The 23538-nt window shown below is 64.8% G+C and carries 23 protein-coding genes; 8 read left to right on the top strand and 15 right to left on the bottom strand.

All coding sequences use genetic code 11. The features are described 5' to 3' along the window. The first annotated feature begins 38 nt into the window (after positions 1 to 38). Positions 39 to 491, top strand: coding sequence for a DUF2214 family protein (locus JL37_RS06970; protein ID WP_043542907.1), 453 nt, complete (start codon positions 39 to 41; stop codon positions 489 to 491). Between the two features lie 28 nt (positions 492 to 519). Here JL37_RS06970 and JL37_RS06965 read toward each other — a convergent pair whose 3' ends face one another. The 15 genes from JL37_RS06965 to JL37_RS06895 all read right to left on the bottom strand — a co-directional run bounded on the left by JL37_RS06965 (position 520) and on the right by JL37_RS06895 (position 15305). Beyond that, complete coding sequence (locus JL37_RS06965) at positions 520 to 1620, bottom strand: hypothetical protein (protein WP_043542906.1); 1101 nt, start codon at positions 1618 to 1620, stop codon at positions 520 to 522. 78 nt (positions 1621 to 1698) lie between these two features. Then, positions 1699 to 2394: an ABC transporter ATP-binding protein gene (locus JL37_RS06960; protein ID WP_156124240.1), complete on the bottom strand. Its 696-nt coding sequence runs from the start codon at positions 2392 to 2394 to the stop codon at positions 1699 to 1701. Further along, a complete protein-coding gene (locus tag JL37_RS06955) occupies positions 2391 to 3119 on the bottom strand; it encodes an ATP-binding cassette domain-containing protein (RefSeq protein WP_043542904.1) in 729 nt (242 codons plus the stop codon). The genes JL37_RS06960 and JL37_RS06955 overlap by 4 nt, the downstream gene beginning before the upstream one ends. Beyond that, entirely contained in the window at positions 3116 to 4162 is a 1047-nt protein-coding gene (locus JL37_RS06950; RefSeq protein ID WP_081954994.1) for a branched-chain amino acid ABC transporter permease, read from the bottom strand. The genes JL37_RS06955 and JL37_RS06950 overlap by 4 nt, the downstream gene beginning before the upstream one ends. 1 nt (position 4163) lies before the next feature. Further along, positions 4164 to 5024: a branched-chain amino acid ABC transporter permease gene (locus JL37_RS06945; RefSeq protein ID WP_043542903.1), complete on the bottom strand. Its 861-nt coding sequence runs from the start codon at positions 5022 to 5024 to the stop codon at positions 4164 to 4166. A 73-nt stretch (positions 5025 to 5097) separates the two neighbouring features. Beyond that, a complete protein-coding gene (locus tag JL37_RS06940) occupies positions 5098 to 6336 on the bottom strand; it encodes an ABC transporter substrate-binding protein (protein WP_043542902.1) in 1239 nt (412 codons plus the stop codon). A 90-nt stretch (positions 6337 to 6426) separates the two neighbouring features. Then, complete coding sequence (locus JL37_RS06935; RefSeq protein WP_043542900.1) at positions 6427 to 7842, bottom strand: amidase; 1416 nt, start codon at positions 7840 to 7842, stop codon at positions 6427 to 6429. A gap of 239 nt (positions 7843 to 8081) precedes the next feature. Beyond that, positions 8082 to 9029: a helix-turn-helix domain-containing protein gene (locus JL37_RS06930; protein ID WP_043542899.1), complete on the bottom strand. Its 948-nt coding sequence runs from the start codon at positions 9027 to 9029 to the stop codon at positions 8082 to 8084. Between the two features lie 289 nt (positions 9030 to 9318). After that, positions 9319 to 10629 (bottom strand): citrate synthase, encoded by a 1311-nt coding sequence (locus tag JL37_RS06925; protein WP_043542898.1) that lies wholly within the window; start codon positions 10627 to 10629, stop codon positions 9319 to 9321. Positions 10630 to 10648: 19 nt separating this feature from the next. Then, the gene (locus JL37_RS06920; protein ID WP_043542897.1) at positions 10649 to 10909 is read right to left on the bottom strand and encodes a succinate dehydrogenase assembly factor 2; all 261 of its coding nucleotides are present in this window, start codon (positions 10907 to 10909) and stop codon (positions 10649 to 10651) included. 181 nt (positions 10910 to 11090) lie between these two features. Beyond that, positions 11091 to 11807 (bottom strand): succinate dehydrogenase iron-sulfur subunit, encoded by a 717-nt coding sequence (locus JL37_RS06915; RefSeq protein ID WP_043542896.1) that lies wholly within the window; start codon positions 11805 to 11807, stop codon positions 11091 to 11093. 18 nt (positions 11808 to 11825) lie between these two features. Continuing rightward, positions 11826 to 13604 carry a succinate dehydrogenase flavoprotein subunit gene (sdhA, locus tag JL37_RS06910; protein ID WP_043542894.1) on the bottom strand — a complete coding sequence of 593 codons (1779 nt, stop codon included), beginning with the start codon at positions 13602 to 13604 and terminating at the stop codon, positions 11826 to 11828. A 3-nt stretch (positions 13605 to 13607) separates the two neighbouring features. Then, complete coding sequence (gene sdhD, locus JL37_RS06905; RefSeq protein ID WP_043542892.1) at positions 13608 to 13991, bottom strand: succinate dehydrogenase, hydrophobic membrane anchor protein; 384 nt, start codon at positions 13989 to 13991, stop codon at positions 13608 to 13610. Beyond that, positions 13991 to 14404 (bottom strand): succinate dehydrogenase, cytochrome b556 subunit, encoded by a 414-nt coding sequence (gene sdhC, locus JL37_RS06900; RefSeq protein ID WP_008161845.1) that lies wholly within the window; start codon positions 14402 to 14404, stop codon positions 13991 to 13993. The genes sdhD and sdhC overlap by 1 nt, the downstream gene beginning before the upstream one ends. Before the next feature lie 121 nt (positions 14405 to 14525). Then, positions 14526 to 15305, bottom strand: coding sequence for a GntR family transcriptional regulator (locus JL37_RS06895; RefSeq protein ID WP_043542891.1), 780 nt, complete (start codon positions 15303 to 15305; stop codon positions 14526 to 14528). A gap of 356 nt (positions 15306 to 15661) precedes the next feature. On the opposite strand from JL37_RS06895, the gene JL37_RS06890 reads away from it, so the two are divergent. From JL37_RS06890 to JL37_RS06860, 7 genes are all read left to right on the top strand, one after another. Beyond that, positions 15662 to 16651, top strand: a complete 990-nt coding sequence (locus JL37_RS06890; RefSeq protein ID WP_013392305.1) for a malate dehydrogenase — start codon at positions 15662 to 15664, stop codon at positions 16649 to 16651. 264 nt (positions 16652 to 16915) lie between these two features. Beyond that, on the top strand, positions 16916 to 17806 hold the full coding sequence (prpB, locus tag JL37_RS06885; RefSeq protein ID WP_043542890.1) for a methylisocitrate lyase: 891 nt from the start codon (positions 16916 to 16918) through the stop codon (positions 17804 to 17806). Positions 17807 to 17892: 86 nt separating this feature from the next. Continuing rightward, entirely contained in the window at positions 17893 to 19086 is a 1194-nt protein-coding gene (gene prpC, locus JL37_RS06880; protein ID WP_043542888.1) for a 2-methylcitrate synthase, read from the top strand. Between the two features lie 82 nt (positions 19087 to 19168). Beyond that, on the top strand, positions 19169 to 20620 hold the full coding sequence (locus JL37_RS06875; protein WP_043542887.1) for a bifunctional 2-methylcitrate dehydratase/aconitate hydratase: 1452 nt from the start codon (positions 19169 to 19171) through the stop codon (positions 20618 to 20620). A gap of 90 nt (positions 20621 to 20710) precedes the next feature. After that, positions 20711 to 21139 carry a CopD family protein gene (locus JL37_RS06870; RefSeq protein ID WP_197064579.1) on the top strand — a complete coding sequence of 143 codons (429 nt, stop codon included), beginning with the start codon at positions 20711 to 20713 and terminating at the stop codon, positions 21137 to 21139. 33 nt (positions 21140 to 21172) lie between these two features. Continuing rightward, entirely contained in the window at positions 21173 to 22852 is a 1680-nt protein-coding gene (locus JL37_RS06865) for a class I SAM-dependent RNA methyltransferase (RefSeq protein WP_043542886.1), read from the top strand. A 202-nt stretch (positions 22853 to 23054) separates the two neighbouring features. Beyond that, the gene (locus JL37_RS06860) at positions 23055 to 23243 is read left to right on the top strand and encodes a hypothetical protein (RefSeq protein ID WP_008161862.1); all 189 of its coding nucleotides are present in this window, start codon (positions 23055 to 23057) and stop codon (positions 23241 to 23243) included. Positions 23244 to 23538: the final 295 nt, after the last annotated feature.

Raw genomic sequence — 23538 nt, 5'->3', positions numbered from 1 at the left:
TGGTACAACCATGCTTGTCCCGCCTTTCTGGAGCCGACATGCTGCAAGACGCCCTGCTCGCCTGGTTTCACTACTTGGCCATTTTCGTGCTCGTAGTCATCATGACGGCCGAGGCCGTCCTGCTGCGCCCCGGCCTGGCGCCCGACGCGGTTCGCCGCCTTGCCCTGTACGATCGCTTCTACGGAGTTTCGGCGGTGGCCGTGCTGGTCACCGGCGTGCTGCGCCTCACGCTCGGCGCCAAGGGCGCTGCGTTCTACATGGCCAACCCCTGGTTCCACGCCAAGATCGCGCTCTTCGTCCTGATCGCCCTCTGTTCGATCCCGCCCACCCTCGCCTTCATCCGCTGGCGCAAGCAGGCCGCCTCCCAGCCGGGTTTCGTGCCCCCCGAGGCCGACATCCGCCGCGCGCGCCGCTGGGTGATGATCGAATCCCACCTGTTCATCTTCCTGCCGTTGTTCGCCGTGTTGATGGCGCGCGGAATCGGCATGTAGCGCCCGGCCCCGCTCGGGGCCGGCACGTTCAGGAGGGGCAGCGCACCGGCTCCCGCGGTGGCGCCCCTTCCACCTCGATGGTCGGGAACAGCATCACGCCCGCCTCCGCGTTCGGCAGCGTGGCCAGCACCTCGCCGTCACCGCGCTGCACCACCGACATGCCTTCGGACAGCGCCTCGCCATCGTCGCGCAGCGCCGTCATGCCATGGTCCGGGCTGAGCACCCAGGCGTCCGGCAAGCGCCGGTTCAGCGGATAGGCTGTGGACTGGACCCGCGTGCCAGCGGGATACCGATAGGGCCCCAGCCGCAGCGGGCAGGCCAGCGCCGCGCTCGCCACGCCCAGCAGGCGATGCGCCTCGTCCAGGCGCAGCCCGGGACGCCCGAGCAGCATCCCGGACACGGCCAGGGGTTCGGGCGAATCGACGCTCACGTACCAGCTCAGCGGCTCCACGTGCCCGTTCGTGTAGGTCTCGCCATTTCTCGCCCGGGCCTCGGCTCCGGCCGGCAACGCGATCTCTCCCGCGCGATTGCCCGCGGCCAGCGTGCAGGATTCGAACTCGGGCCGGGCGCCCTTTTTCCCCACCCTGAATTCGACCTTTTCCGCAGTGTCGCAGCGCCAGCCCGCCACGTCCTGAACACCGGCTCCCCAGAGGTACAGCGTGTGCGGATGCGCCCCGAGTTCCTCGTAGGTTTCCCGGTCGTACTCGGTGCGCAGATAGCGCACGATACGCGTGGCTTGCATGCCGAATGCCGAGACCGGCGCGTCGAACGTCGCCTCGGTGTAGCGTTCGGGCTGGCCTTCCCTCTCCAGCACGAGGCGCGCCCCCGCGGGCATGGCCACGCCGCCCAGCGTTTGCGGCTGCTCCAGCGTCACGCGCCGCGCCGCCTCCAGGCGGTCGTATTCGCGGTCCACGGCCCAGAACACGTAGCGGATGAAGATATAGAAGCCAGACAAGGCGGCCAGCGCCAACAGCGCGCCGCCGTGCAGCCAGGGGCGGCGCCCGAACCGCTGCCTTGCGCCGCGGCTGACGGCCAGCACCGCCAACCATCCCAGCAACGCCAGGCCCGCGAGTTGAGAAACGAAAAGAAAGACGAAAAATTCCGTCGACGGCAGTGAAATCGGGATCATGGCGGCGATGATACGCGAACCGCCGCCTCGGCCCGGACGCCGCGGCGGGTCCGGGCCGACAGCCCTTTTCCGCGCCGTTCAGGTGAAATGGTCCAGGACGGATTCGTCGGTCAATTCATCGGGTTGCAAGGCCCGCTTGATGGCGCCCTTGTGTATCAACAGCACGCGGTCCGACAGCTGGCGAATGAAATCGATGTTCTGCTCCACCAGCACGATCGCCAGCCCCAGGCGCTCGCGTATGTCCTTCAGCTTGTCCACGATTTCATCGATGATGGAAGGCTGGATGCCCTCGGTGGGTTCGTCGAGCAGCAACAGCCTCGGCCGCGCAACCAGAGCCCGCGCCAGCGCCAGCAGTTGCTGCTCCCCGCCGCTGAGCGCGCCGCCGGGGCGCCCAGCCAACGGTTTCAGGCGCGGGTACTCATTCAGGATTTCTTCTACGTCCATGCTTCGGCCGGGGTTCGCCTTGGCCGAAAAACTGAGGTTTTCCAGCACCGACAAGCCCGGAAAAATGCCCCGCCCCTGCGGCACATAGCCCATCCCCATCCGCGCGCGCACGTGGGACGGCAATCGGGTAATGTCCGTGTCCTGCAAACGTGCGCCGCCGGCCGTCGCCGGCAGCACGCCCATCAGCGTCTTCAGCAGCGTGGACTTGCCCATGCCATTGTGACCGAGCACGCCCAGGAACTCCGCCTCGGCGACGTGGAATTGGACGCCCTCCAGAACCGGGATGCGGCCGTAGCCGGAAGATAGATTGTTGACCGTCAGCAAGTTCATGCGCCGCGCCCCCGTCCCAGATAGACATCGCGTACCCGCGGATCGGCGATGATCTGCTCAAACGAGCCTTCCGTCAGGATGCCGCCTTGATGAAACACGGTGACCTTGCGCGCGATCTTGCCGATGAAGGCCATATCGTGCTCGACCACCACTACGGCCGCCCGCGCATTCAGCTCGTGTATCAGGTCCGCCATGCGCTGCGTTTCCTCGTCGCTCATCCCGGCCGCGGGTTCGTCGAGCAGGATGACCTTCGGATCGCGCGCCACGACCATGCCGATTTCCACCCACTGCCGCTGGCCATGGGCCAGCTCGCCCACCAGCTTTCGGGCAACGCCCTCCAGCCCGAGACGGGCCTTTATCTGCCCTGCCCGGTCCAGCGCCTTGCGGGAGCCGCAGGCGCTCCAGGCGGCCAGCCACAGGTTCTCGTCCACCGTCAGCCCGTCCAGCACGGTCGGCACCTGGTTCTTGATACCCATGCCGCGCTTGGCGATGGCGTGCTGCTGCGCATGCCGGATGCTGCGTCCGTCGAATAGGATGTCTCCCTCCGAGGGCGCGAGCTGGCCGCTGAGCAGCTTGAAGAACGTGCTCTTGCCGGCGCCGTTGGGCCCGATCAGGCACCTCAGCTCGCCCCGGCGCAAGGCGAAATCGATATTGCCCAGCGCCTTGACGCCGCCGAAGCGCTTGCCCACGCCCCTGGCCTCCAGAATGATGTCCTGATCCGTCATCGCTCGCCTCCCGCGCGCCGCTGCGGCGCAAGGCGGGCAATCAGGCTTCGGCACGCCGGCGCCAATCCCTGCGGAAACAGCAGCACGCAGACGATCAATATGAATCCCAGCGCCAGCGTGACCTGGCCGACGCCCACCGTGCCCAGCCAGGTGGTGAGGTACTGGATGAGCAGCGTGCCGATGATCGGCCCCACCAGGATGGAACGTCCGCCCACGATTACCCAGATGACCACCATCGCGGCCTGATTGAGGCTGAACATCTCCGGGCCGACGAAACTTCCCCACAGCGCATACAGGCCTCCGGCCAGGCCGGCCAGCCCGCCGGCGATGACGAAGGCCATCAGCTTGTACAGCCGGCTGTCGTACCCCAGCAATTCCATGCGCTTGTCGTTTTCCCGCAGCCCCACCAGCACGCGTCCCGTCGGGCTGGCCAGGAACAGGCGGATGCCCACATACGCCAAGGCCAGGAAGAACAAGGCCAGGTAAAAAATGCCTTCGATGGATTGCAGGTCGATCGGCCCGATCCGCAAAGGCAGCCCCGGCACGCCGGGTATGCCGTTCTGCCCGTTGAGCCGCACGCTGCCGATGACGTATTCGGGCCCCGAGGTGGCGCGCACGCCCTTCTCGAAAATCAGCGTGACGACCAGCGTGATGACGCTCAGGTAAATATCGCTGATCCGGCCGAACATCATGAAATAGCCCAGCAGCACCGCGAAGAGCATGGGCACAATGGCCGCCAGCGCGAATGCCACCAAGGGCAGATCGGTATTCAGGCTGAACAAGGCATAGGCATAACCGCCGAGCCCGAAGAAAATCGTCTGGCCGAAACTCAGGATCCCCACGTAGCCCCATAGCAACCCCATGCTCAGCGCCAGCAGCGACAGGATCATCACCAGCGACAGGTCCAGCTGGAGCGCCGTGTCGCCATACCAGGGCACGGCCAGCATCAGCGCCACGCAAACGCCCACCGATGCCCACCAGGGCCATCGGGGCCGGCGTCCGGCATGCGCGTCGAAACTCATGGAAAACGTGTGGCTGCTCATGCTACATACCTCGCTTCATTCTGCCTGTGATGCCCAAGGGGAGCATGCGCAGTAGGAGAACCGCCGCGATCAGCATGCTGACCTCGCCCAGGACCGAGCTGTAGGCATAGGACACCACGCCGTCGATCGCGCCGAACAGGGATGAGGCCGCGCTCGCGCCCACGAGAGGCAGGTGGCCGCCGACTATCACCGTGATGAACGCCTTGGCCACGAAAAAGCCGCCCATGACGGGGCTCACCCCGGTCAACGGCGCCAGCGCCGCGCCGGCAAGCCCGGCCAGGCAGGAACCCAGCCCGAACGTCGCCATATATACCCGGTCTCGATCCACGCCCAGGCACGCGGCCATCTCCGACGCCTGCATGGTTCCGCGCACGATCAGGCCCGCCTTGGTGCGCACCGCCAGCCACCAGCACAGCGCGACCAGCGAGAAGGAAAACGCGCAGATCGCCAGGTTGTAGGAAGAGATGCTCATGCCTCCCAGTGAGACGTTGGCGAAATCCGTCGACATCCCCATGCTGGATGCGCCGAACACGGTCGTCGCCGCTCCGACAAACAACAGCGACAAGCCCCAGGTGGCCAACAGCGTGTCGACCATCCGTCCGTAGAGAAAGCGGATGACGAACCGCTCGACCACGATGCCGGCAAGGCCCGCGACCGCCCCGCCGGCCAGTACGCCCAGCCACAACGGCGCGCCGGCGTTGGCGGACAGCACGCACGCGTATCCTCCCACCATCATGAACTCGCCGTGGGCCAGGTTGATGACCTTCATCATGCCGAATATCACTGCCAGGCCCAGGCTGATCAGCAACATCAGGGCGATCGAAAATACGACTAGGTATAGACCGGTGTATAGCGATGTCACGCGGCTCTCCGAAGCTGATGGTTGAGGTCCGCCAGGGCCGTCAGCGCAGCGGCGGCGCCGGCACTCCCGGCATCTAGAGCTTGGGCTCGTATTGCTTGGTATCGTCGGGGTTGCGCCTCAGGTCGCATACCGCCTGCGTATCGGTGGGCTGGCGCTGGGGAAACGACTTGACGACGTCGAAGCCCTTGTCCTTGTTGCCGACGGCGATATGGATATCCATGATGACGTGATTTGACTGCTCATCGATGGAATACAGTCCGCCTGGACCGTCATACCGGGTTCCCGGCAACGCGGCGATAACCTTGTCCGGCTCCACGCTGCCGGCGCGCCGGACGGCTTCGGCCCACAGCATCATGCCGCGGTAGCCGTATTCCCCATACTCGCCGATGTAGTCAGATTCGCCGGTGAAGTCCGCGAAGCGCTTCACGAATTTCCTGGCTGCATCGGTGGGCAGAGTGTCGATGAAGGACGCGGCGATGATGGTGCCGTCGTTCTCCTGCGCGCTGAGCATGGAGTTCTCCCTCGCGGCGCCGTATACCGTGCCGACCAGCGTCATGTTCTTCTTTCCTATGGTCGATTCGAACTGGCGGTAGAAGCTCATGTGGGCATCGCCGACCAGGGCGGACCACACAGCATCGGGCTTGGCTGCCTGGATGCGGCTGAGCGCGGGCGCGAAGTTGGTCACGTCCAGGGGAAAGAACTCGACGGCCACGTCCTTGCCGCCCTTTTCCCGGATGAACTTCTGCAGCCACTTGCTGGTGATCTGGCCATAGTTGTAGTCGGCAGCCAGGATGTAGTGCGTCTTGGCGTTGCGCTCCTTGATCACATAGTCGACCAGCGGATCCAGCTCCTGCCCCGGCACCATACCGGGGCACACGTGGCGGCGATCGCACACGCCGCCTTCGTACAGGGCGTTGTAGAAGTACAGCCCCTTGAAGCGCTGCACGATCGGCCTGACCACCTCGCGCGCGGAACTGGCGACGGCGCCGTGGATGACGTCGGCCTTGTCGCGGACGAATGCCTGGGTCGCGTATTGCGAATAGAGCCGGTTGCTGGACTGGGTATCGTAGAAATTGACCTCCACTTTCCGGCCCAGCAAACCGCCTGACGCATTGATTTCGTCGGCCGCCATGGCTACCGCCTTGATCTGCTTCAGGCAGTAGTTGTTCAAGACGCCGGTCTTGTCCAGCAGGTTGGCCACCTTGATCGGCTTGGACGAATCAATTTGCGCCTGCGCAAGCAGATCGAAGCTGCTGGCGTACGCGAGCACGCCCGCCGCGGTTTTGATGAAACCCCGTCGATTGAGGGACATGGACACTCCTTCGTTGAATTGTCCGCGCCGGCGCCTCCGCCGGCGGCGATCCTACCGCTGCGATCCGGCCCGACGCCGACGCGCGCCCGCTCAGGCACCCGCCAGGTCGGGATGCCTGCGATGCCAATCCGTCATTTGCTGATACGCATGCGCGGCGCGCACGATCAGGTCTTCACGAAAATCGGCGCCCACGAACTGGAAGCCGATCGGCGTGCCGGCCCCGTCGAGGAAGCCGCCGGGCAAGGTAATGGTGGGCACGCCCGCCATGTCCAGCGGAGCCGTGTATCGCATCATGGCGAACCAGATGTCCACATACGCCTGGCCGGTGACGTGCATTTGCGCCACCGTCGGCGAGGCGATCGGCGTGGTGGGAATCAACAGCACGTCCACTGTTTGCATCAAGGCCCGCATCTTGCCCGTGTACGCGGCGCGCTGCAGCAGGATTTTCTGGTAGTCGATGCCGCTCTGGGCCATGCCCATCTCGATCAGGTTGGCCAACGCCGGACCGTAGGAGCTCTTGTGCCGCGCATAGGTTTCTTCATGGGCCACGGCCGCTTCGACGCTGCACAGGTTGAACCAGTTGCGCTGCACGTCGGCCGCATCCGGCGCCTTGACCTCGACGATCTCCGCGCCCAGCTTCGCCATTACGGCAACGGCTTCGTCCATCATCTTGCGCGTCGGCGCATCGACATCGTCATGGTTCCACCGGGAATCGACGCCGATGCGCAGCCCCTTGACGCCCCGCTCCATCTCGCTCAGATAGTCGGGAACCGGCGACTGGCTGGCCGTCGGATCGTTCTCGTCGGCACCCGCGATAGCCTGCAGCATCGCGGCCGAATCCTCCGCGCTGCGCGTCATCGGCCCCAGGTGATCCAGCGACGCCGCCAGTTCGAACGCGCCATAGCGGCTGACGCGCCCCCAGGTCGGTTTGATCCCGGACAGTCCGCAAGCCGCGGAAGGGAAGCGGATCGAACCGCCGGTATCGGTGCCGATCGCGCCGTAGCAAAGCCCGGCCGCCGGCGCCACGCCCGACCCGCTGGAAGACACGCCGGTCCAATGCGCGGGATTCCAGGGGTTGACGGGCGGATCGACATCCGGATGGTGGTCGGTGAGCGCGCCCTCGGTCAGCTGGACCTTGCCCAGCAGGACGGAGCCGGCTTCCCGCAAGCGTTTCACCACCGTGCCGTCTTCATGGGATTGAAACTCCCGGTAGACCGTCGTTCCAAACGCCGTCGGCGCGTCAGCGGTCCAGCACAGGTCTTTCACGGCCACGGGCACCCCGTGCAATGGGCCCCGCACCTGGCCCTGGGCGATCTCCCGGTCCGCCTGGCGGGCCGCCGCCATCGCCCCGTCCTTCATGAGCAGGACGTAGCTCTTGAGACGGCCGTCCAATCTGTCGATGCGTTCGAACTGCCGCTCAGTGACCGTTTCGGAAGAGACCTCGCCGGATTGAATGGCCTTGCCGATTTCGCGCAGTCCCATGTAGTGCAGATCATCGTGATTCATTCCGTCCTCCTTGACGTCAACCGACAGAAACCGCCAGACGCTGTCGTCTTGAGCGGCTTGAAATAGCCTGATGCGTGTCTGAAGGCAGATTACGGCGCGTGCCGGACGGTTTCTTGTTCGTGACCGCCAGCAGACTTGACTGTGACAGCCACGCCTTCCGAGCGCGGAATCGGAAATGGAAAAAAAGCAGCCAGCTGGCTCCCTTGACTGGCTCCAGCTGACTGCCGGACTGGCGCCGCTCAGCGCCGTGTTCTATTCAGCAGGTCTTTGGGCGAATGGCCGTAGCAGAGCTTGAAGATGCGGCTGAAATGCGAAACGTCGTTGAATCCATTACGGAACGCCGCCTCGGTCACCTGGCGCGCCCTGCCCTCTTTCAGCGAACAATAGGCGGCTTCGAGCCGCCGTTGCCAGACCCAGCGCATGGGCGTGGTGCCGCTCTCGGCGAACATGCGGGTGAGCGTGCGCTCCGACACTCGCAGGGCGACGGCGATCCGGTCCACCGTAAGCTGGGGATCGTCCAGGTGGGACTCCACGTACTGCTTGGCGTTTCCGAGCAGTTTCTCGCGTTCGCTGGCGGCCGAGTCGGTGCCTGCCATCTGCATCTGGATCGTCGCCGCCAGCAAGTCGAGCAAGGACGCCGCAAACTGGGTTTGCACGCCGGGAGGCAGATCTTCGGAAAAATTGATGTCGGCGGCGGACCGGATCGTGTGGAACAGCAAGCCGGTGATGGGCTTGTCCGGCATGAAGCGCATGGCTGTATAGCGTTCCGCCAGCGGCGCGCGATACAGCAATTGCTTGCGAGGAATGCGCAGCAGCAAGACCGACTCGGGCGTCATATCGTAGGTGAACAGGCGCTCGGCGTCGTACAGCGCGATGTCCCCATTGTTGATTTGCGTGGAACGGCCCGATTGCGACAGATGGCCGGTTCCGGACTCCATCAGCGTCAACAGAAACGCTTCGTTAGCATCCTTGCGCACGTGCCTGGCTGCGCGCTGCCATACATGGCGAGGAGAAGACATCCGCGATATCTCGATCTGGTCGATCGACTTGGCGGCGTACTTGCCGATGAAACTGCCTGAGCTGTCGATGGTGCTGTCGGCCTGCACGCAGTGTTTGCAGACGACTTCGTTCCAGTACTCGGGCCGCTGGCGCTCACTCACCTTCTCGGTCGAATAGTTCAGCTTCATTTCCCCTCCGGCGGGGCCAGTGCCAGAGATTGACACGGATTTTGCGGTAATACGGCTTATCGATCTGCTGCCTGCTGCTCCTTGCGTGCTGCCGGGCGGGGAGTTCGCCCCCCGCTTTGTCCCGAAGATTCTGCCAAAAGGCAACTGCCTTTGAATTGGTATTTACCCGTTGCCCTATCGGATTCTCCGACTGGGGCTTCTCCGCTTCCAGAGGGGGGCGGGGGCGGACTGTGCCCGCAAAAAAACAAACCCGCCACAAGGGCGGGTTTGTTCGGTGCGGACTAGCGTATCAACGCTTGTCCATCGGGGGCACGTCGCGCGTGACCGAACCCGTGAACAGCTGACGCGGACGGCCGATCTTGTAATCGGGATCCGACAGCATTTCGTTCCACTGGGCGATCCAGCCCACCGTGCGAGCCAGCGCGAAGATGGCCGTGAACAGCGAGGTCGGGATGCCGATGGCGCGCTGCACGATGCCCGAGTAGAAGTCCACGTTCGGGTACAGCTTGCGCTGCACGAAGTACGGATCTTCCAGGGCGATGCGTTCCAGTTCCATGGCCAGCTTGAACAGCGGGTCGTTTTCCAGGCCCAGGGCCGAGAGCACTTCCTTGCAGGTTTCCTGCATCAGCTTGGCGCGCGGGTCGTAGTTCTTGTAGACGCGGTGGCCAAAGCCCATCAGGCGCACGCCCGAGTTCTTGTCCTTGACCTTCTCCATGAACTCGCCGACCTTGGCGATGCCGCCGTTGGCTTGCAGGTCTTCCAGCATCTGCAGGCAAGCTTCGTTGGCGCCGCCGTGGGCCGGGCCCCACAGGCAAGCCACGCCGGCCGAGATGGCGGCGAAGGGGTTGGTGCCCGACGAGCCGCACAGGCGCACGGTCGAGGTCGAGGCGTTTTGCTCGTGGTCGGCGTGCAGGATGAAGATGCGGTCCAGCGCGCGTTCGACGACTTCATTCACCTTGTAGTCTTCGCACGGCGTGGCGAACATCATGCGCAGGAAGTTGCCCGTGTAGGACAGGTCGTTCTGCGGGTAGATGAAGGGCTGGCCTTGCGAGTACTTGTAGGCCATCGCGACCAGCGTCGGCATCTTGGCGATCAGGCGGATGGCCGAGATGTGGCGGTGCTGCGGGTTCGTGATGTCGGTGGAGTCGTGGTAGAACGCGGACAGCGCGCCGACCAGGCCCGTCAGGACGGCCATCGGGTGCGCGTCGCGGCGGAAGCCGCGCAGGAAGAAATGCAGCTGCTCGTTCACCATCGTGTGATGGGTGACTTGCGAGTCGAAATCGGCCTTCTGGTCCTTGTTGGGCAGTTCGCCGTTCAGGATCAGGTAGCAGATGTCCATGAAGTCGCAGTTCACGGCCAGCTGCTCGATGGGGAAGCCGCGGTACAGCAGTTCGCCCTTGTCGCCGTCGATGTACGTGATGCCCGATTCGCAGGCGGCGGTGGACATGAAGCCCGGGTCAAACGTGAACATGCCCGTCTGGCCGTAAAGCTTGCGGATGTCGATCACATCCGGACCGACCGTGCCCTTGTAGACAGGGAACTCAATGGGGGCGCTGCCATCCGAGAAGGATAGCGTGGCTTTTTTGTCAGACAGGTTCATGTTTTTTCCTCTCAATTAATCAGAGCGCGCGCATCTGGCCAATAATGCCGCGGAGCCTGGGCGTGTCCAGCTCGCCTTCGAGCTCCTTGCGGGCCAGCAGCAGGTCGAGCAGGTCGTTGTCTCCCAATTCGAAAAGCTGCGTCAATGCGGCTACGTCATCATCGGTAAGCTCGGCCTCGTGGGCGTCCAGATACCGGGTGATGATCAAGTCGTTTTCGAGCAGACCGCGACGCGCCCGCCAACGCAGACGTGCCCGCTCTAGTTCAGTAAGCCTGCTCATCGTTACACCTTAATAAAAGCCCCCACGCCGCGCCCGCCATGCGGGCTTTCCGTCCCCCGAGGGGGCGTATTGCCTTGGGGCGGCCCGGCGGCAAACGCATCCGGACCACGCCGCCTGGCGGGCTTGCTCCCTCCGGAAGGGCCAAACTCCGGAGGGGCGGCGATAAAAATACCGCTTGAAACTAGACCGTGCGGCGGACCAACAGTTCCTTGATCTTGCCGATCGCCTTGGTCGGGTTCAGGCCCTTGGGACAGACGTCGACGCAGTTCATGATGGTGTGGCAGCGGAACAGGCGGTACGGATCGTCCAGGTTGTCCAGGCGCGAACCCGTGGCTTCGTCGCGGCTGTCGGCGATGAAGCGATAGGCTTGCAGCAGGCCGGCCGGGCCGACGAACTTGTCCGGATTCCACCAGAACGACGGGCAGGAAGTGGAACAGCACGCGCACAGGATGCACTCGTACAGGCCATCCAGCTCTTCGCGCGCCTCGGGCGACTGCAGGCGCTCTTTCTCGGGCGGCGGCGTGTCGTTGATGAGGTAGGGGCGGATCGAGTGGTACTGGTTGAAGAAGTGCGTCATGTCCACGATCAGGTCGCGGATCACCGGCAGGCCGGGCAGCGGACGCAGGACGATGGGTTCCTTCAGCTCGCGCAGGTTCGTCGTGCAGGCCAGGCCGTTCTTGCCGTTGATGTTCATGGCGTCCGAACCGCACACGCCTTCACGGCACGAGCGGCGCAGGGCCAGGCTGTCATCCACGTCGTTCTTGATGCGCACCAGCGCATCGAGCAGCATCTTGTCGGTAGGCTGGAGTTCGACTTCCAGCTTCTGCATGTAGGGGCGCTCGTCCTTGTCCGGATCGTAGCGGTAGATTTCGAACTTGACGATTCTCTTGGTGCTCATAGTAGGCTCTATCCGGACTTAGAAGGTACGCGCCTTGGGCGGGAAGGACTCGACCGTCAGCGGCTTCATCTGCACGGGCTTGTAGTCCAGGCGGCTGCCTTCGGAGTACCACAGCGTGTGCTTCAGCCAGTTCTCGTCGTCGCGGTTCGGGTGGTCGTTCAGCGCATGGGCGCCGCGGCTTTCGGTGCGGTTGGCGGCCGACTTGATGGTGGCGCGGGCCACTTCGGTCATGTTGGCCATTTCCAGCGCCTCGACGCGCGCGGTGTTGAACACCTTGGACTTGTCCTTGAAGTAGATATTCTCGGCTTGCTTGGCCAGGTCCTCGATCTGCTCCACGCCTTCGTTCAGCAGGTCCAGCGTGCGGAACACGCCGCAGTGGCGCTGCATCGAGAAGCGGATGGCGTTGCCGATGTCCTGCGTCTTTTCGCCGGAGGTGCGCGATTCCAGCTTGTTCACGCGGTCCAGCGAGAATTCGACGGCTTGTTCCGGCACGGGCTGGTGCGCGTGCTGGCGTTCCGGATGCGAATTCACGATGTGGTTGCCGGTGGCGCGGCCGAACACGATCAGGTCCAGCAGCGAGTTCGTGCCCAGGCGGTTGGCGCCGTGCACCGACACCGCGGCGCACTCGCCGATGGCGTACAGGCCGTTGACGATCTTGTTCTCGCCGTTTTCGCGCGTCAGCACCTGGCCGTGGTAGTTGGCCGGGATGCCGCCCATCTGGTAGTGGATGGTCGGGACGACGGGGATCGGTTCCTTGATCGGGTCCACGTTGCCGAACTTGATGGCGATTTCGCGGATCGAGGGCAGACGCTTGTTGATCACGTCGGCGCCCAGGTGATCCAGCTTCAGGACCACGTAGCTGCCGTCGGGACCGCAGCCGCGGCCTTCCTTGATTTCCTGGTCCATCGAGCGGGACACGAAGTCGCGCGGGGCCAGGTCCTTCAGCGTGGGCGCATAGCGCTCCATGAAGCGTTCGCCATCCTTGTTCAGCAGGATGCCGCCTTCGCCGCGCACGCCTTCGGTGATCAGCACGCCGGCGCCGGCCACGCCGGTCGGGTGGAATTGCCAGAATTCCATATCCTGCAGCGGGATGCCCGCGCGGGCGGCCATGCCCAGGCCGTCACCGGTGTTGATGAAGGCGTTGGTGGAAGCGGCCCAGATGCGGCCGGCGCCGCCGGTGGCCAGCACCGTGGTCTTGGCTTCCAGGATGTAGATTTCGCCCGTTTCCATTTCGAGGGCGGTCACGCCCACGACGTCGCCGGCTTCGTTGCGCAGCAGGTCCAGCGCCATCCATTCGACGAAGAACTGGGTGCGCGCGGCGACGTTGCGCTGGTAGAGGGTGTGCAGCAGCGCGTGGCCGGTGCGGTCGGCAGCGGCACAGGCGCGCTGGACCGGCTTTTCACCGAAGTTGGCGGTGTGGCCGCCGAACGGACGCTGGTAGATGGTGCCGTCGGGGTTGCGGTCGAAGGGCATGCCGAAGTGTTCGAGTTCGTACACGGCATTCGGCGCTTCGCGGCACATGAATTCGATGGCGTCCTGGTCGCCCAGCCAGTCCGACCCCTTGACGGTGTCGTACATGTGCCAGTACCAGTTGTCTTCGCTCATGTTGCCCAGCGAGGCGCTCACGCCGCCTTGTGCGGCGACCGTGTGCGAACGCGTGGGGAACACCTTGGACAGCACCGCAACGGACAGGCCCGCTTGGGACAGTTGCAGCGAACAACGCATGCCGGCTCCACCGGCACCGACGACCACCACATCAAACTGGCGGCGCGGCAGGGATTTCAGGACAGAGACCACGGCTTAAATGCTCCAGAGGATTTGCGCGAAGTAAACGACCGAACCGACCAGCCAGAGGATCGTCAGCACTTGCAGCAGCAGGCGCACGCCCACCGACTTGACGTAGTCCATCCAGATGTCGCGCACGCCAATCCAGGCGTGCCAGGCCAGCGCAACGAATGCAAGGGTGGCCAGGATCTGGCCGACCGGAAGAACGCCCACGTAGAAATTGAACAGCGCGGTCCAGTGCTCGTACGTGAAGGCCGGCATCATCAGGATGCCGATGAGCAGCACCAGCGTGTACACGGCCATGATGACGGCGGTGACGCGCTGGATGATGAAGTCCATGACGCCGTAGTGGGCGCCCACGACCAGACGCTTGGGTCCGTAGTTTTTGACGTCGGCCATTACAGCACTCCGAACAGTTTGAGGGCGAACACCAGGGTCAGAGCCAGGCTCACCCCGAAAACCACGCCGGCGCTCTTCTTCGCCGACAGCTTGTCGATGCCGATGTGCAGGTCGAGCAGCAGGTAGCGGATGCCGGCACAGAAGTGGTGCAGGTAGCCCCAGACCAGGACCAGGAAGACAAGCTTGACGATCGGGTTGCCGGCGTACGCGGCCACGGCGGCGAACGTCTGCGGAGCGGCCACGCTGGCCGCGAACAGCGGCAGGATGACCAAGGGAAGACAGAGGAACAGCAGCGCGCCGCTGACGCGGTGCAGGATGGACAGCTTGCCGGCCAGGGGCAGGCGGTAGCTGGCGAGTTGCGCAATGCCAATATTGCGAAACTGCGGACGTGGCTTGGCAGCGGTGTCGGACATGACGGCCTCGGTGTTTCGGAACTAGGGAATCGTGACGGCAAGAATGCCGTGGCCCTTTCGGGCAAGCACGGTATTTTCGCCCAGAGATAGGGTCGGTATCAAATCGTAGTCAAAAAGCTCATCAATTCAAACTATTGCGGTAATGGTATCGATCGGTCAAGTACAACCCCCGGCGAATTTCCATGGGGCGGTCACCGTAGGTGTAGGACACCCGATCCACCTGCAACAACGGCGTCCCGGCGGCAACATTAAGCAGCGGACAGACCTCGGCCGGCGCGGCGACCGCGCGCAGCTTTTCGTCCGCGCGCACCATGCTCACGCCGAATTCGGATTCGAACAGGCCATAGAGGGGCGCCTTGTTGGCCGCCAGCAGCTCCAGGGTCAGTCCGCGGAAAATGGAACCAGGCAGCCAGATGTCGTCCACGACGGTGGGCACGTGCCCCAGGGACAGCAGGCGGCGGATCATCACGACGGTTTCGCCGGCCCGCAAGTCCAGGGCGCGCGCGATCTCCGCCGGGGCCCGCAGGCGGCGGCATTCCAGGATGCGGCTTTCCGCCCGGCCGGCTTCGCCCTCGTCATCGGGGGCCAGGCGCAGGAAGCGGTAGCGCACGCGCGCTTCGTGGTGGGTGGCGACAAAAGTGCCCTTGCCCTGGCGGCGCAGCAGCATGTGCTCGGCCGCAAGCTCGTCGACCGCCTTGCGCACCGTGCCCTGGCTCACCTGGAAACGGGCGGCAAGGTCGATTTCGCTGGGGATGAGCTCGCCCGGCTTCCATTCGCCGCGCTCCAGGCTTTGGACCAGCAGGTCCTTGATCTGGCGGTAGAGCGGACTGAAAGCGGCCCCCTCGCCCGAAGGACGGGCGGCGCGAGTGCGTAAGGAGGTTTCGGGCCGAGGCTCTGCCATGGATCTTCTTGGTTGTGTCATGTTTATCCGGAGAATGGGAGGGCGGCGCAAGGGCCACGAACCCATCCGCAATGCACCGCTGCCGCCGGCCTTCTGGCTTGATACAGGCGCGCGGCCAGACAAGGCTGCGGCGCATTCGAATAAACGCACTATTGTGGCATATCGCGAGGGACGCTGTCCAACGTCTTATGTCTTATATAAGATAGAAGAGCAATTGACGCATACGTAAAATCGATCTAGGATTCACCGCTGCCCGGGCCCCGCGCGCCCAGCCGCGTGCGCGTCGATTTCCGCGCCCCAACGATTACACTGATTGGTGAGATTTTTTTCTCGCCAAACCATTACGGAGAACGTCCATGTCCAAGCCTGCCTTGCGTGTCGCCGTCACCGGCGCCGCCGGCCAAATCGGTTACGCACTGCTATTCCGCATCGCCTCGGGCGAAATGCTGGGTAAAGATCAACCCGTCATCCTGCAACTGCTGGAAATCCCCGACGAGAAGGCGCAAAAGGCCCTGAAGGGCGTCATCATGGAACTGGATGACTGCGCTTTCCCGCTGCTGCAAGAAGTCACCGCGCACAGCGATCCCCGCACCGCCTTCAAGGATGCCGACGTGGCCCTGCTGGTTGGCGCCCGCCCGCGCGGCCCCGGCATGGAACGCAAGGACCTGCTGTCCGTCAACGCCCAGATTTTCACGGCTCAGGGCAAGGCCCTGAACGACGTGGCCAGCCGCAACGTCAAGGTCCTGGTCGTGGGCAACCCGGCCAACACCAACGCCTACATCGCCATGAAGTCGGCGCCGGACCTGCCCGCCAAGAACTTCACCGCCATGCTGCGCCTGGACCACAACCGCGCCCTGTCGCAACTGGCCGCCAAGTCGGGCAAGGCCGTGGCCGACATCGAGAAGCTGGTCGTGTGGGGCAACCACTCGCCCACGATGTACCCCGACTACCGTTTCGCCACCGTCGGCGGCGAATCGCTGTCCAAGCTGATCAACGACGACGCCTGGAACCGCGACACGTTCATCCCCACCGTGGGCAAGCGCGGCGCCGCCATCATCGAAGCCCGCGGCCTGTCCTCGGCCGCCTCGGCCGCCAACGCCGCCATCGACCACGTCCGTGACTGGGTCCTGGGCAGCAACGGCAAGTGGGTCACGATGGGCATCCCGTCCGACGGCTCCTACGGCATCCCCGAAGGCATCATCTACGGCGTGCCGGTCACGACCGAAAACGGCGAATACAAGCGCATCGAAGGCCTGGAAATCGACGCCTTCTCGCGCGAGCGCCTGGACTTCACGCTGAAAGAGCTCCTCGAAGAGCGCGACGGCGTCAAGGACCTGCTGAAGTAAGCAGCGCATGAGTCAAGGATTGGGCCCGTTCGCGGGCCCAATTCCTAGGGGGCAACCCCATAGCGTCCGCAACATAAACCTGTCTCTTTGCTCCCGCGCAAGGGAGTGTCGCCCAGGGGACAGATTTATTTTCCGGGCCCGCGGTAAGGTCGGAATCCAGGGCGGGGCACGCCGTCCCGGCCGGCAGGCAGGCCGCCAGTCCGCAGTCCAGTCGTTTCATCCGGGGCTTACGAGAACACCCGGCCCAATATACGGAGACCACCCATGTCCAGACCCGAATCCGCCGGCGCCCTCTTCCGCCGCGCCCTCGCCGAAGAAAGCCCGCTGCAGATCATTGGCGCCATCAACGCCAACCACGCCCTGCTGGCCAAGCGCGCCGGCTACCGCGCCATCTACCTGTCCGGCGGCGGCGTCGCGGCCGGCTCGTTGGGCCTGCCCGACCTCGGCATCAACACGATGGACGACGTCCTCACCGACGTGCGCCGCATCACCGACGTGTGCGACGTGCCGCTGCTGGTGGACATCGACACCGGCTTTGGCCCGTCGGCGTTCAACATCGCCCGCACCGTCAAGAGCCTGATCAAGTTCGGCGCCGCCGCCTGCCACATCGAAGACCAGGTCGGCGCCAAGCGTTGCGGCCACCGTCCCGGCAAGGAAATCGTCTCGACCGAGGAAATGGCCGATCGCGTCAAGGCCGCGGCCGACGCCCGCACCGACAGCGACTTCTACCTGATCGCCCGCACCGACGCGATCGCCTCGCATGGCGTGGACGCCGCCATCGAGCGCGCGCTCGCTTGCGTGGAAGCCGGCGCCGACGCCATCTTCGCGGAAGCCGCCTACGACCTGCCCACCTATGACCGCTTCGTCAAGGCGGTCAAGGTGCCGGTCCTGGCCAACATCACCGAGTTCGGCAAGACCCCGCTCTTCTCCGTCGAAGAGCTGAAGAGCGTCGGCGTGGGCATGGTGCTCTATCCCCTGTCCGCGTTCCGCGCCATGAACAAGGCCGCCGAAGCCGTCTACACGGCCATCCGCCGCGACGGCCACCAGAAGAATGTGGTGGACCTGATGCAGACGCGCGAAGAGCTGTACGACCGCATCGGCTACCACGAATTCGAATCGAAACTGGACGCGCTTTTCCAGAAAGGCAAGGCGTAACCGCGATAACCGGCGCCGCGGCCACCGCCCGGCGCCATGCATGCCATCCCATTGCAACGACCCCGCGAAAGGAAAGGAGTAGAGACATGAGCACGGCTCCCAAGAAGCAGGAAGCGAAAACGGACGCCAAGCCGGAAGAAAAAGCCGGTTTCAAGCCCAAGAAGTCGGTCGCGCTGTCCGGCGTCGTCGCCGGCAACACCGCGCTTTGCACGGTCGGCCGCAGCGGCAACGACCTGCACTACCGCGGCTACGACATCCTCGACATCGCCCACACCAGCGAGTTCGAGGAAATCGCCCACCTGCTCGTCCACGGCAAGCTGCCCAACAAGGCCGAACTGAAGGCCTACAAGGAAAAGCTGCGCAGCCTGCGCGGGCTGCCCGCGCAGTTGCAGGCCGCGCTGGAAGCCCTGCCCGCCGCCAGCCATCCCATGGATGTGATGCGCACCGCCGTCTCCGTGCTGGGCTGCGTGCTGCCTGAAAAAGACGACCACGGCATCCCGGGCGCGCGCGACATCGCCGACCGCCTGATGGCCAACCTGGGCTCGGCGCTGCTGTATTGGTACCACTACAGCCACAACGGCCGCATCATCGACGTGCAGACCGACGACGACAGCATCGGCGGCCACTTCCTGCACCTGCTGCACGGCGAGAAGCCCAGCGAAGACTGGGTCAAGGCCATGCACATCTCGCTGAACCTGTACGCCGAGCACGAATTCAACGCGTCCACGTTCACGTCCCGCGTCATCGCCGGCACCGGCTCCGACATGTACTCCGCCATCACCGGCGCCATCGGCGCGCTGCGCGGCCCGAAGCACGGCGGCGCCAACGAAGTCGCCTTCGAGGTGCAGAAGCGCTACGAGACCCCCGACGAAGCCGAGGCCGACATCCGCCGCCGCGTGGAAGCCAAGGAAGTCGTCATCGGATTCGGCCACCCCGTGTACACGGTGTCCGATCCCCGTAACAAGGTCATCAAGGACGTGGCGAAAAAGCTGTCCAAGAAGGCCGGCAGCACCAAGATGTTCGACATCGCCGAACGCCTGGAAACCGTCATGTGGGACATCAAGAAGATGTTCCCCAACCTGGACTGGTTCTCGGCCGTCAGCTACCACATGATGGGCGTGCCCACCGCCATGTTCACCCCGCTGTTCGTCATCGCGCGCACGGCGGGCTGGTCGGCCCACATCATCGAACAGCGCGTCGATAACAAGATCATCCGTCCCACCGCCAACTACGTGGGTCCGGAAGACCAGAAGTTCGTGCCGATCGAAAAGCGCAAGTAAGGCGACCCATGGGCCCGCGCATCCAACGAGCAGCGCCGCGCGGGCCCCGGGCCTCCTGTACTCACTCAGGAGAGGTTCCGACATGTCTGCCCCGATATCCAACGTCCGTCCCGATCCCGACCAGGTCCTGGTCGACATCGCCGACTACGTACTGAACTATGAGATCCAGAGCGGCACGGCCTACGAGACGGCCCGCAACTGCCTGATCGACACCCTGGGCTGCGGCCTGGAAGCGCTTGAATACCCCGCGTGCAGGAAACTGCTGGGCCCGGTCGTGCCGGGCACGGTCGTGCCCCACGGCGCCAAGGTGCCGGGCACCCAGTTCCAGCTGGACCCCGTCCAGGCCGCGTTCAACATCGGCGCGATGATCCGCTGGCTGGACTTCAACGACACCTGGCTGGCCGCCGAATGGGGCCACCCGTCGGACAATCTCGGCGGCATCCTGGCCACCGCAGACTGGCTGTCGCGCACCGCGGTCGCGGCCGGAAAGCCGCCCCTCGTGATGCGCGATGTGCTGACCGGCATGATCAAGGCGCACGAAATCCAGGGCTGCATCGCGCTGGAAAACTCCTTCAACAAGGTGGGGCTGGACCACGTGGTCCTGGTCAAGGTGGCGTCCACCGCCGTGGTGGCGCAGATGCTGGGCCTGAGCCGCGAAGAACTCATCAACGCCGTGTCCCTCGCCTGGGTCGACGGCCAGAGCCTGCGCACCTACCGCCACGCCCCCAATACCGGCAGCCGCAAGAGCTGGGCCGCCGGCGACGCCACCAGCCGCGCCGTGCGGCTGGCGCTGATCGCGCGGACCGGCGAAATGGGCTATCCGTCGGTGCTGACGGCCAAGACCTGGGGCTTCTACGACGTGCTGTTCAAGGGCCAGCCTTTCCGGTTCCAGCGTCCTTACGGCAGCTATGTGATGGAAAACGTGCTGTTCAAGATCTCGTTCCCGGCCGAATTCCACGCGCAGACCGCCGTCGAGTGCGCCATGGACATCCACCGGCAGCTACAGGCCACCGGCAGGCGTCCCGAGGACATCGCAAAGATCACGATCCGCACCCACGAGGCGTGCATCCGCATCATCGACAAGAAGGGCCCGCTCGCCAATCCCGCCGATCGCGATCACTGCATCCAGTACATGGTTGCCGTTCCGATGCTGTTCGGACGCCTGACCGCAGGCGACTACGAAGACGCGGTCGCCCGGGACCCGCGCATCGATGCGCTGCGCGACAGGATCGTCTGCGTCGAAGACCCCGCCTACACCCGGGACTACCACGATCCCGACAAGCGTTCGATCGCCAACGCGCTGACGGTGGAATTCAATGACGGCACGCGCCTGGACGAAGTCGTCTGCGAGTATCCCATCGGCCACAAGCGCCGCCGCGCCGAAGGCATTCCGCTGCTGGAAGCCAAGTTCCGCGTCAACCTGGCGCGCGTGTTCCCCGCCCGGCAGCAACACCGCATCCTGGACGCGTCCCTCGACCAGGAAACCCTGGAAGCCATGCCGGTGCACGAATACGTGGACCTGTACGTGATCTGAGCCAGCGCCACGGCCCATGGGGATCTACGCACACCGGAAGCGTCAACGGCGCCGGCCTTACAATGCGGCTTTCCTCGGACGGATCGCGCCATGGCCATGCTTTGGGTCAAGACCTTTCATATAGTCTTCATCGCCTCCTGGTTTGCCGGCTTGTTCTACCTGCCGCGCATCTATGTGAACCTGGCGCAGCAGTCGGATCCTTCGGTCCAGGCCACGCTGCTGGGCATGGCCCGCAGGCTGTACCGCTTCACCACCATCCTGGCCGTGGCCGCCGTGCTGCTCGGCGCGTGGCTCTACCTGGGTTACGGCATCGGCATGGGTCCCGGAAACGGCTGGATGCATGCCAAGCTCTTTTTCGTCTTGCTCGTGATCGGCTACCATCACGCCTGTGGCTCGATGCTGCGCAAATTCGAACAGGGCAAGAACGTCCGTTCGCACAAGTTCTACCGCTGGTTCAACGAAGTTCCCGTCTTGCTGCTCTTGGTGGTGGTGGCGCTGGTCGTCGTCAAACCCTTCTGATACCCCTACCTTTGCACATTCGCCAGGATTCGTATGTCCTCTGATGAACAGGACCGCCCGCGCAAGACGCTGACAATCAAGAAAACGGCGCGCGACGCCCATGCCGAAGGCTCGCCCAAGCGCGTGCGCTCCGGCGCCCGCGCCCGCCTGGTCGCGCAGCAGGAGCGCGCCAAGGACAACATCGAGCGCCAGAAGGACCCCGAAGGCTATCAACGGCGCCAGCAGGAATCCGCGCGCGGCCGCAAGCCCGCGGCCGACGGCGGGCGCAGCGCGCCCGGCCGGGGGCAGGATGCCCGCGGCTCCGCAAGCCGCGGCGGCAGCCCTCGCCGCGACGCCCCTTCGGGTTCGCGGTCCGGCCGAGCGCCGCAGCGCGCGCCGCGCCTGGACGATCAGTACATCGCGCCCGCCACTCCGGCCGGACGCTTCTACGATCCCTTCGAAGACGACGGCCCCGCGCCCACGTTCGCGCCCGAGCCGGATTACGAAGACGCGGCCCCGGAACCGTTCCACCAGCGCGAGCCCCAGGTCGAGGTCCGCAGCCGCCGGCCGCGCGAGCCGCGGCAGGCCGAAACGTTCAAGGTGTTCGCGCCCTGCCCCCAGGGCCTGGAAGAAGCCTTGACCGCCGAAATGCAGGCCCTGGGGTACGAGGATGCGCAGGCCGGCCGTGCCGGCTGCTCCTTTACCGCCGACTGGTCGGGCGTGCAGCGCGCCAACCTCTATTCCCGCCTGGCTACCCGCATCCTGGTGCAGGTCGCGCATGCCGAGATCTCGCACGAAGACGACATTCTGGACCTCGCCCGCGACACCCCCTGGGAACGCTGGTTCGGCGCCGAACAGACACTGCGCGTGGACACCTCGGCCATCAAGAGCCCGGTGCAAAGCCTGCAGTACTGCAATCTGCGCGCCAAGGACGGCATCTGCGACCGCCTGCGCGAACGGGAAGGCGAGCGCCCCAACATCGACACGGTGCGTCCGGACGCGCGCGTGCACCTGTTCCTGACCGGGCACACCGCCACGCTCTATCTGGACACCTCCGGCGAATCCCTGTTCAAGCGCGGCTGGCGCCTGGACAAGGGCGAGGCTCCGCTGCGCGAGAACCTGGCCGCCGGCATGCTGGCGCTGGCGGGCTGGGATCCGGCCGCGCCTCTGCTGGATCCGTTCTGCGGCTCGGGCACCATCCTCATCGAGGGCGCCTGGATCGCCCTGGGCGTGCCGCCGGGCATTTCGCGCCCCTTCGGCTTCGAGCGCCTGCGCGGCCATGACGCCTACCGCTGGCGCGACCTGAAGGACGACGCCCGCTCGCGCATCCTGCCCCAGCTGGACGCGCCGCTGGTCGGCTACGACCTGGACCCGCAAGCCATCGAGTTCGCCCGCAACAACGCCGAACGCGCCTGGCTGACGGCGGATTCGATCCGTTTCGAAGTGGGCGACGCCCGGCAGATCGCGGCGCCCGCCGACCACGGCTGGATCGTCACCAACCCGCCCTATGGCGAACGCATGGGGACGGAACAGGATCCGGACCTCTGGCGCGATTGGGCGGCCTGCCTGAAGCGCAATTTCGCCGGCTGGCAGCTGCACGCCATCACCAGCGACCTGACGCTGCCCAACCAGATGCGCCTGAAACCGAAGCGCCGCGTGCCTCTGCACAACGGCTCGCTGGACTGTCGCCTGTTCGGTTTCGAACTGGTCGCGGCCGGCTACCGCGACGCCTGACCCCCTGTTGCGGCGCGTTGTAAAAGCGCCGCAACATGGTGCACGTATCTTTGCTTATGGTGCCTCGCTGCGCGATTTTGGGGCATCATCGAACCAAGGTGTTGCCAATATGCACCGGCCCCTTGCACATGTTCAGGGTTAACCCCTATAATTCGGGTTATCCCTAGTAGCTAAACAACTGTGCAAGCCCGTGGAGGCTATTGTGATCAACCCGAACAACACCATCCGCCTGACCGACGAACTCGAGCGCCAACTGATGCTCCAGGCGATTGAAGAACAATTCCGTCCGCACCCGATGCGGGCGCTGGCCGCCGGGCTGCGCAAGCTGGCCCACGGCATCAAGGCCCTGGCCGGCAAGACGAGCGCCAAGAACGCGCACTCCGCTGCCTAAGCTGGACGCCCCAGGCTCCATGGCCTGAAAAGTTTTCCCCTTGGGGGCTGCATAGCCCCTTTTATAGACCCGCCCTTACCGGCGGGTTTTTTTTGCCCCCACGCTACGCGCGCGTTGCGCGCTTGCTGCCCCCCGAGGGGGCTGGCCCGCCTTGGGGCGGCCCGGCGGCGGGCCGGCTATTCTTGCCAAGTCCGTGCACAACAGGCGATTTGTTGAGAGATCGCGCGTTGCGCGCTTGCTGCCCCCCGAGGGGGCTGGCTGTACAGACCGGGGACATAGGTAACAGGTGTACGGG

It is taken from the genome of Achromobacter sp. RTa, assembly GCF_000757485.1.
Classification (GTDB): Bacteria; Pseudomonadota; Gammaproteobacteria; order Burkholderiales; family Burkholderiaceae_B; genus Achromobacter.
Note: the sequence above shows the minus strand (reverse complement) of the source record. Positions and strands in the feature narration are given on the sequence as shown.

Coding starts and splice junctions, on each gene's coding strand:
- JL37_RS06970 (WP_043542907.1), top strand. CDS start 39: ATGCTGCAAGACGCCCTGCTCGCCTGGTTTCACTACTTGGCCATTTTC.
- JL37_RS06965 (WP_043542906.1), bottom strand. CDS start 1,620: ATGATCCCGATTTCACTGCCGTCGACGGAATTTTTCGTCTTTCTTTTC.
- JL37_RS06960 (WP_156124240.1), bottom strand. CDS start 2,394: ATGAACTTGCTGACGGTCAACAATCTATCTTCCGGCTACGGCCGCATC.
- JL37_RS06955 (WP_043542904.1), bottom strand. CDS start 3,119: ATGACGGATCAGGACATCATTCTGGAGGCCAGGGGCGTGGGCAAGCGC.
- JL37_RS06950 (WP_081954994.1), bottom strand. CDS start 4,162: ATGAGCAGCCACACGTTTTCCATGAGTTTCGACGCGCATGCCGGACGC.
- JL37_RS06940 (WP_043542902.1), bottom strand. CDS start 6,336: ATGTCCCTCAATCGACGGGGTTTCATCAAAACCGCGGCGGGCGTGCTC.
- JL37_RS06935 (WP_043542900.1), bottom strand. CDS start 7,842: ATGAATCACGATGATCTGCACTACATGGGACTGCGCGAAATCGGCAAG.
- JL37_RS06930 (WP_043542899.1), bottom strand. CDS start 9,029: ATGAAGCTGAACTATTCGACCGAGAAGGTGAGTGAGCGCCAGCGGCCC.
- JL37_RS06925 (WP_043542898.1), bottom strand. CDS start 10,629: ATGAACCTGTCTGACAAAAAAGCCACGCTATCCTTCTCGGATGGCAGC.
- JL37_RS06920 (WP_043542897.1), bottom strand. CDS start 10,909: ATGAGCAGGCTTACTGAACTAGAGCGGGCACGTCTGCGTTGGCGGGCG.
- JL37_RS06915 (WP_043542896.1), bottom strand. CDS start 11,807: ATGAGCACCAAGAGAATCGTCAAGTTCGAAATCTACCGCTACGATCCG.
- sdhD (WP_043542892.1), bottom strand. CDS start 13,991: ATGGCCGACGTCAAAAACTACGGACCCAAGCGTCTGGTCGTGGGCGCC.
- sdhC (WP_008161845.1), bottom strand. CDS start 14,404: ATGTCCGACACCGCTGCCAAGCCACGTCCGCAGTTTCGCAATATTGGC.
- JL37_RS06895 (WP_043542891.1), bottom strand. CDS start 15,305: ATGGCAGAGCCTCGGCCCGAAACCTCCTTACGCACTCGCGCCGCCCGT.
- JL37_RS06890 (WP_013392305.1), top strand. CDS start 15,662: ATGTCCAAGCCTGCCTTGCGTGTCGCCGTCACCGGCGCCGCCGGCCAA.
- prpB (WP_043542890.1), top strand. CDS start 16,916: ATGTCCAGACCCGAATCCGCCGGCGCCCTCTTCCGCCGCGCCCTCGCC.
- prpC (WP_043542888.1), top strand. CDS start 17,893: ATGAGCACGGCTCCCAAGAAGCAGGAAGCGAAAACGGACGCCAAGCCG.
- JL37_RS06875 (WP_043542887.1), top strand. CDS start 19,169: ATGTCTGCCCCGATATCCAACGTCCGTCCCGATCCCGACCAGGTCCTG.
- JL37_RS06870 (WP_197064579.1), top strand. CDS start 20,711: ATGGCCATGCTTTGGGTCAAGACCTTTCATATAGTCTTCATCGCCTCC.
- JL37_RS06865 (WP_043542886.1), top strand. CDS start 21,173: ATGTCCTCTGATGAACAGGACCGCCCGCGCAAGACGCTGACAATCAAG.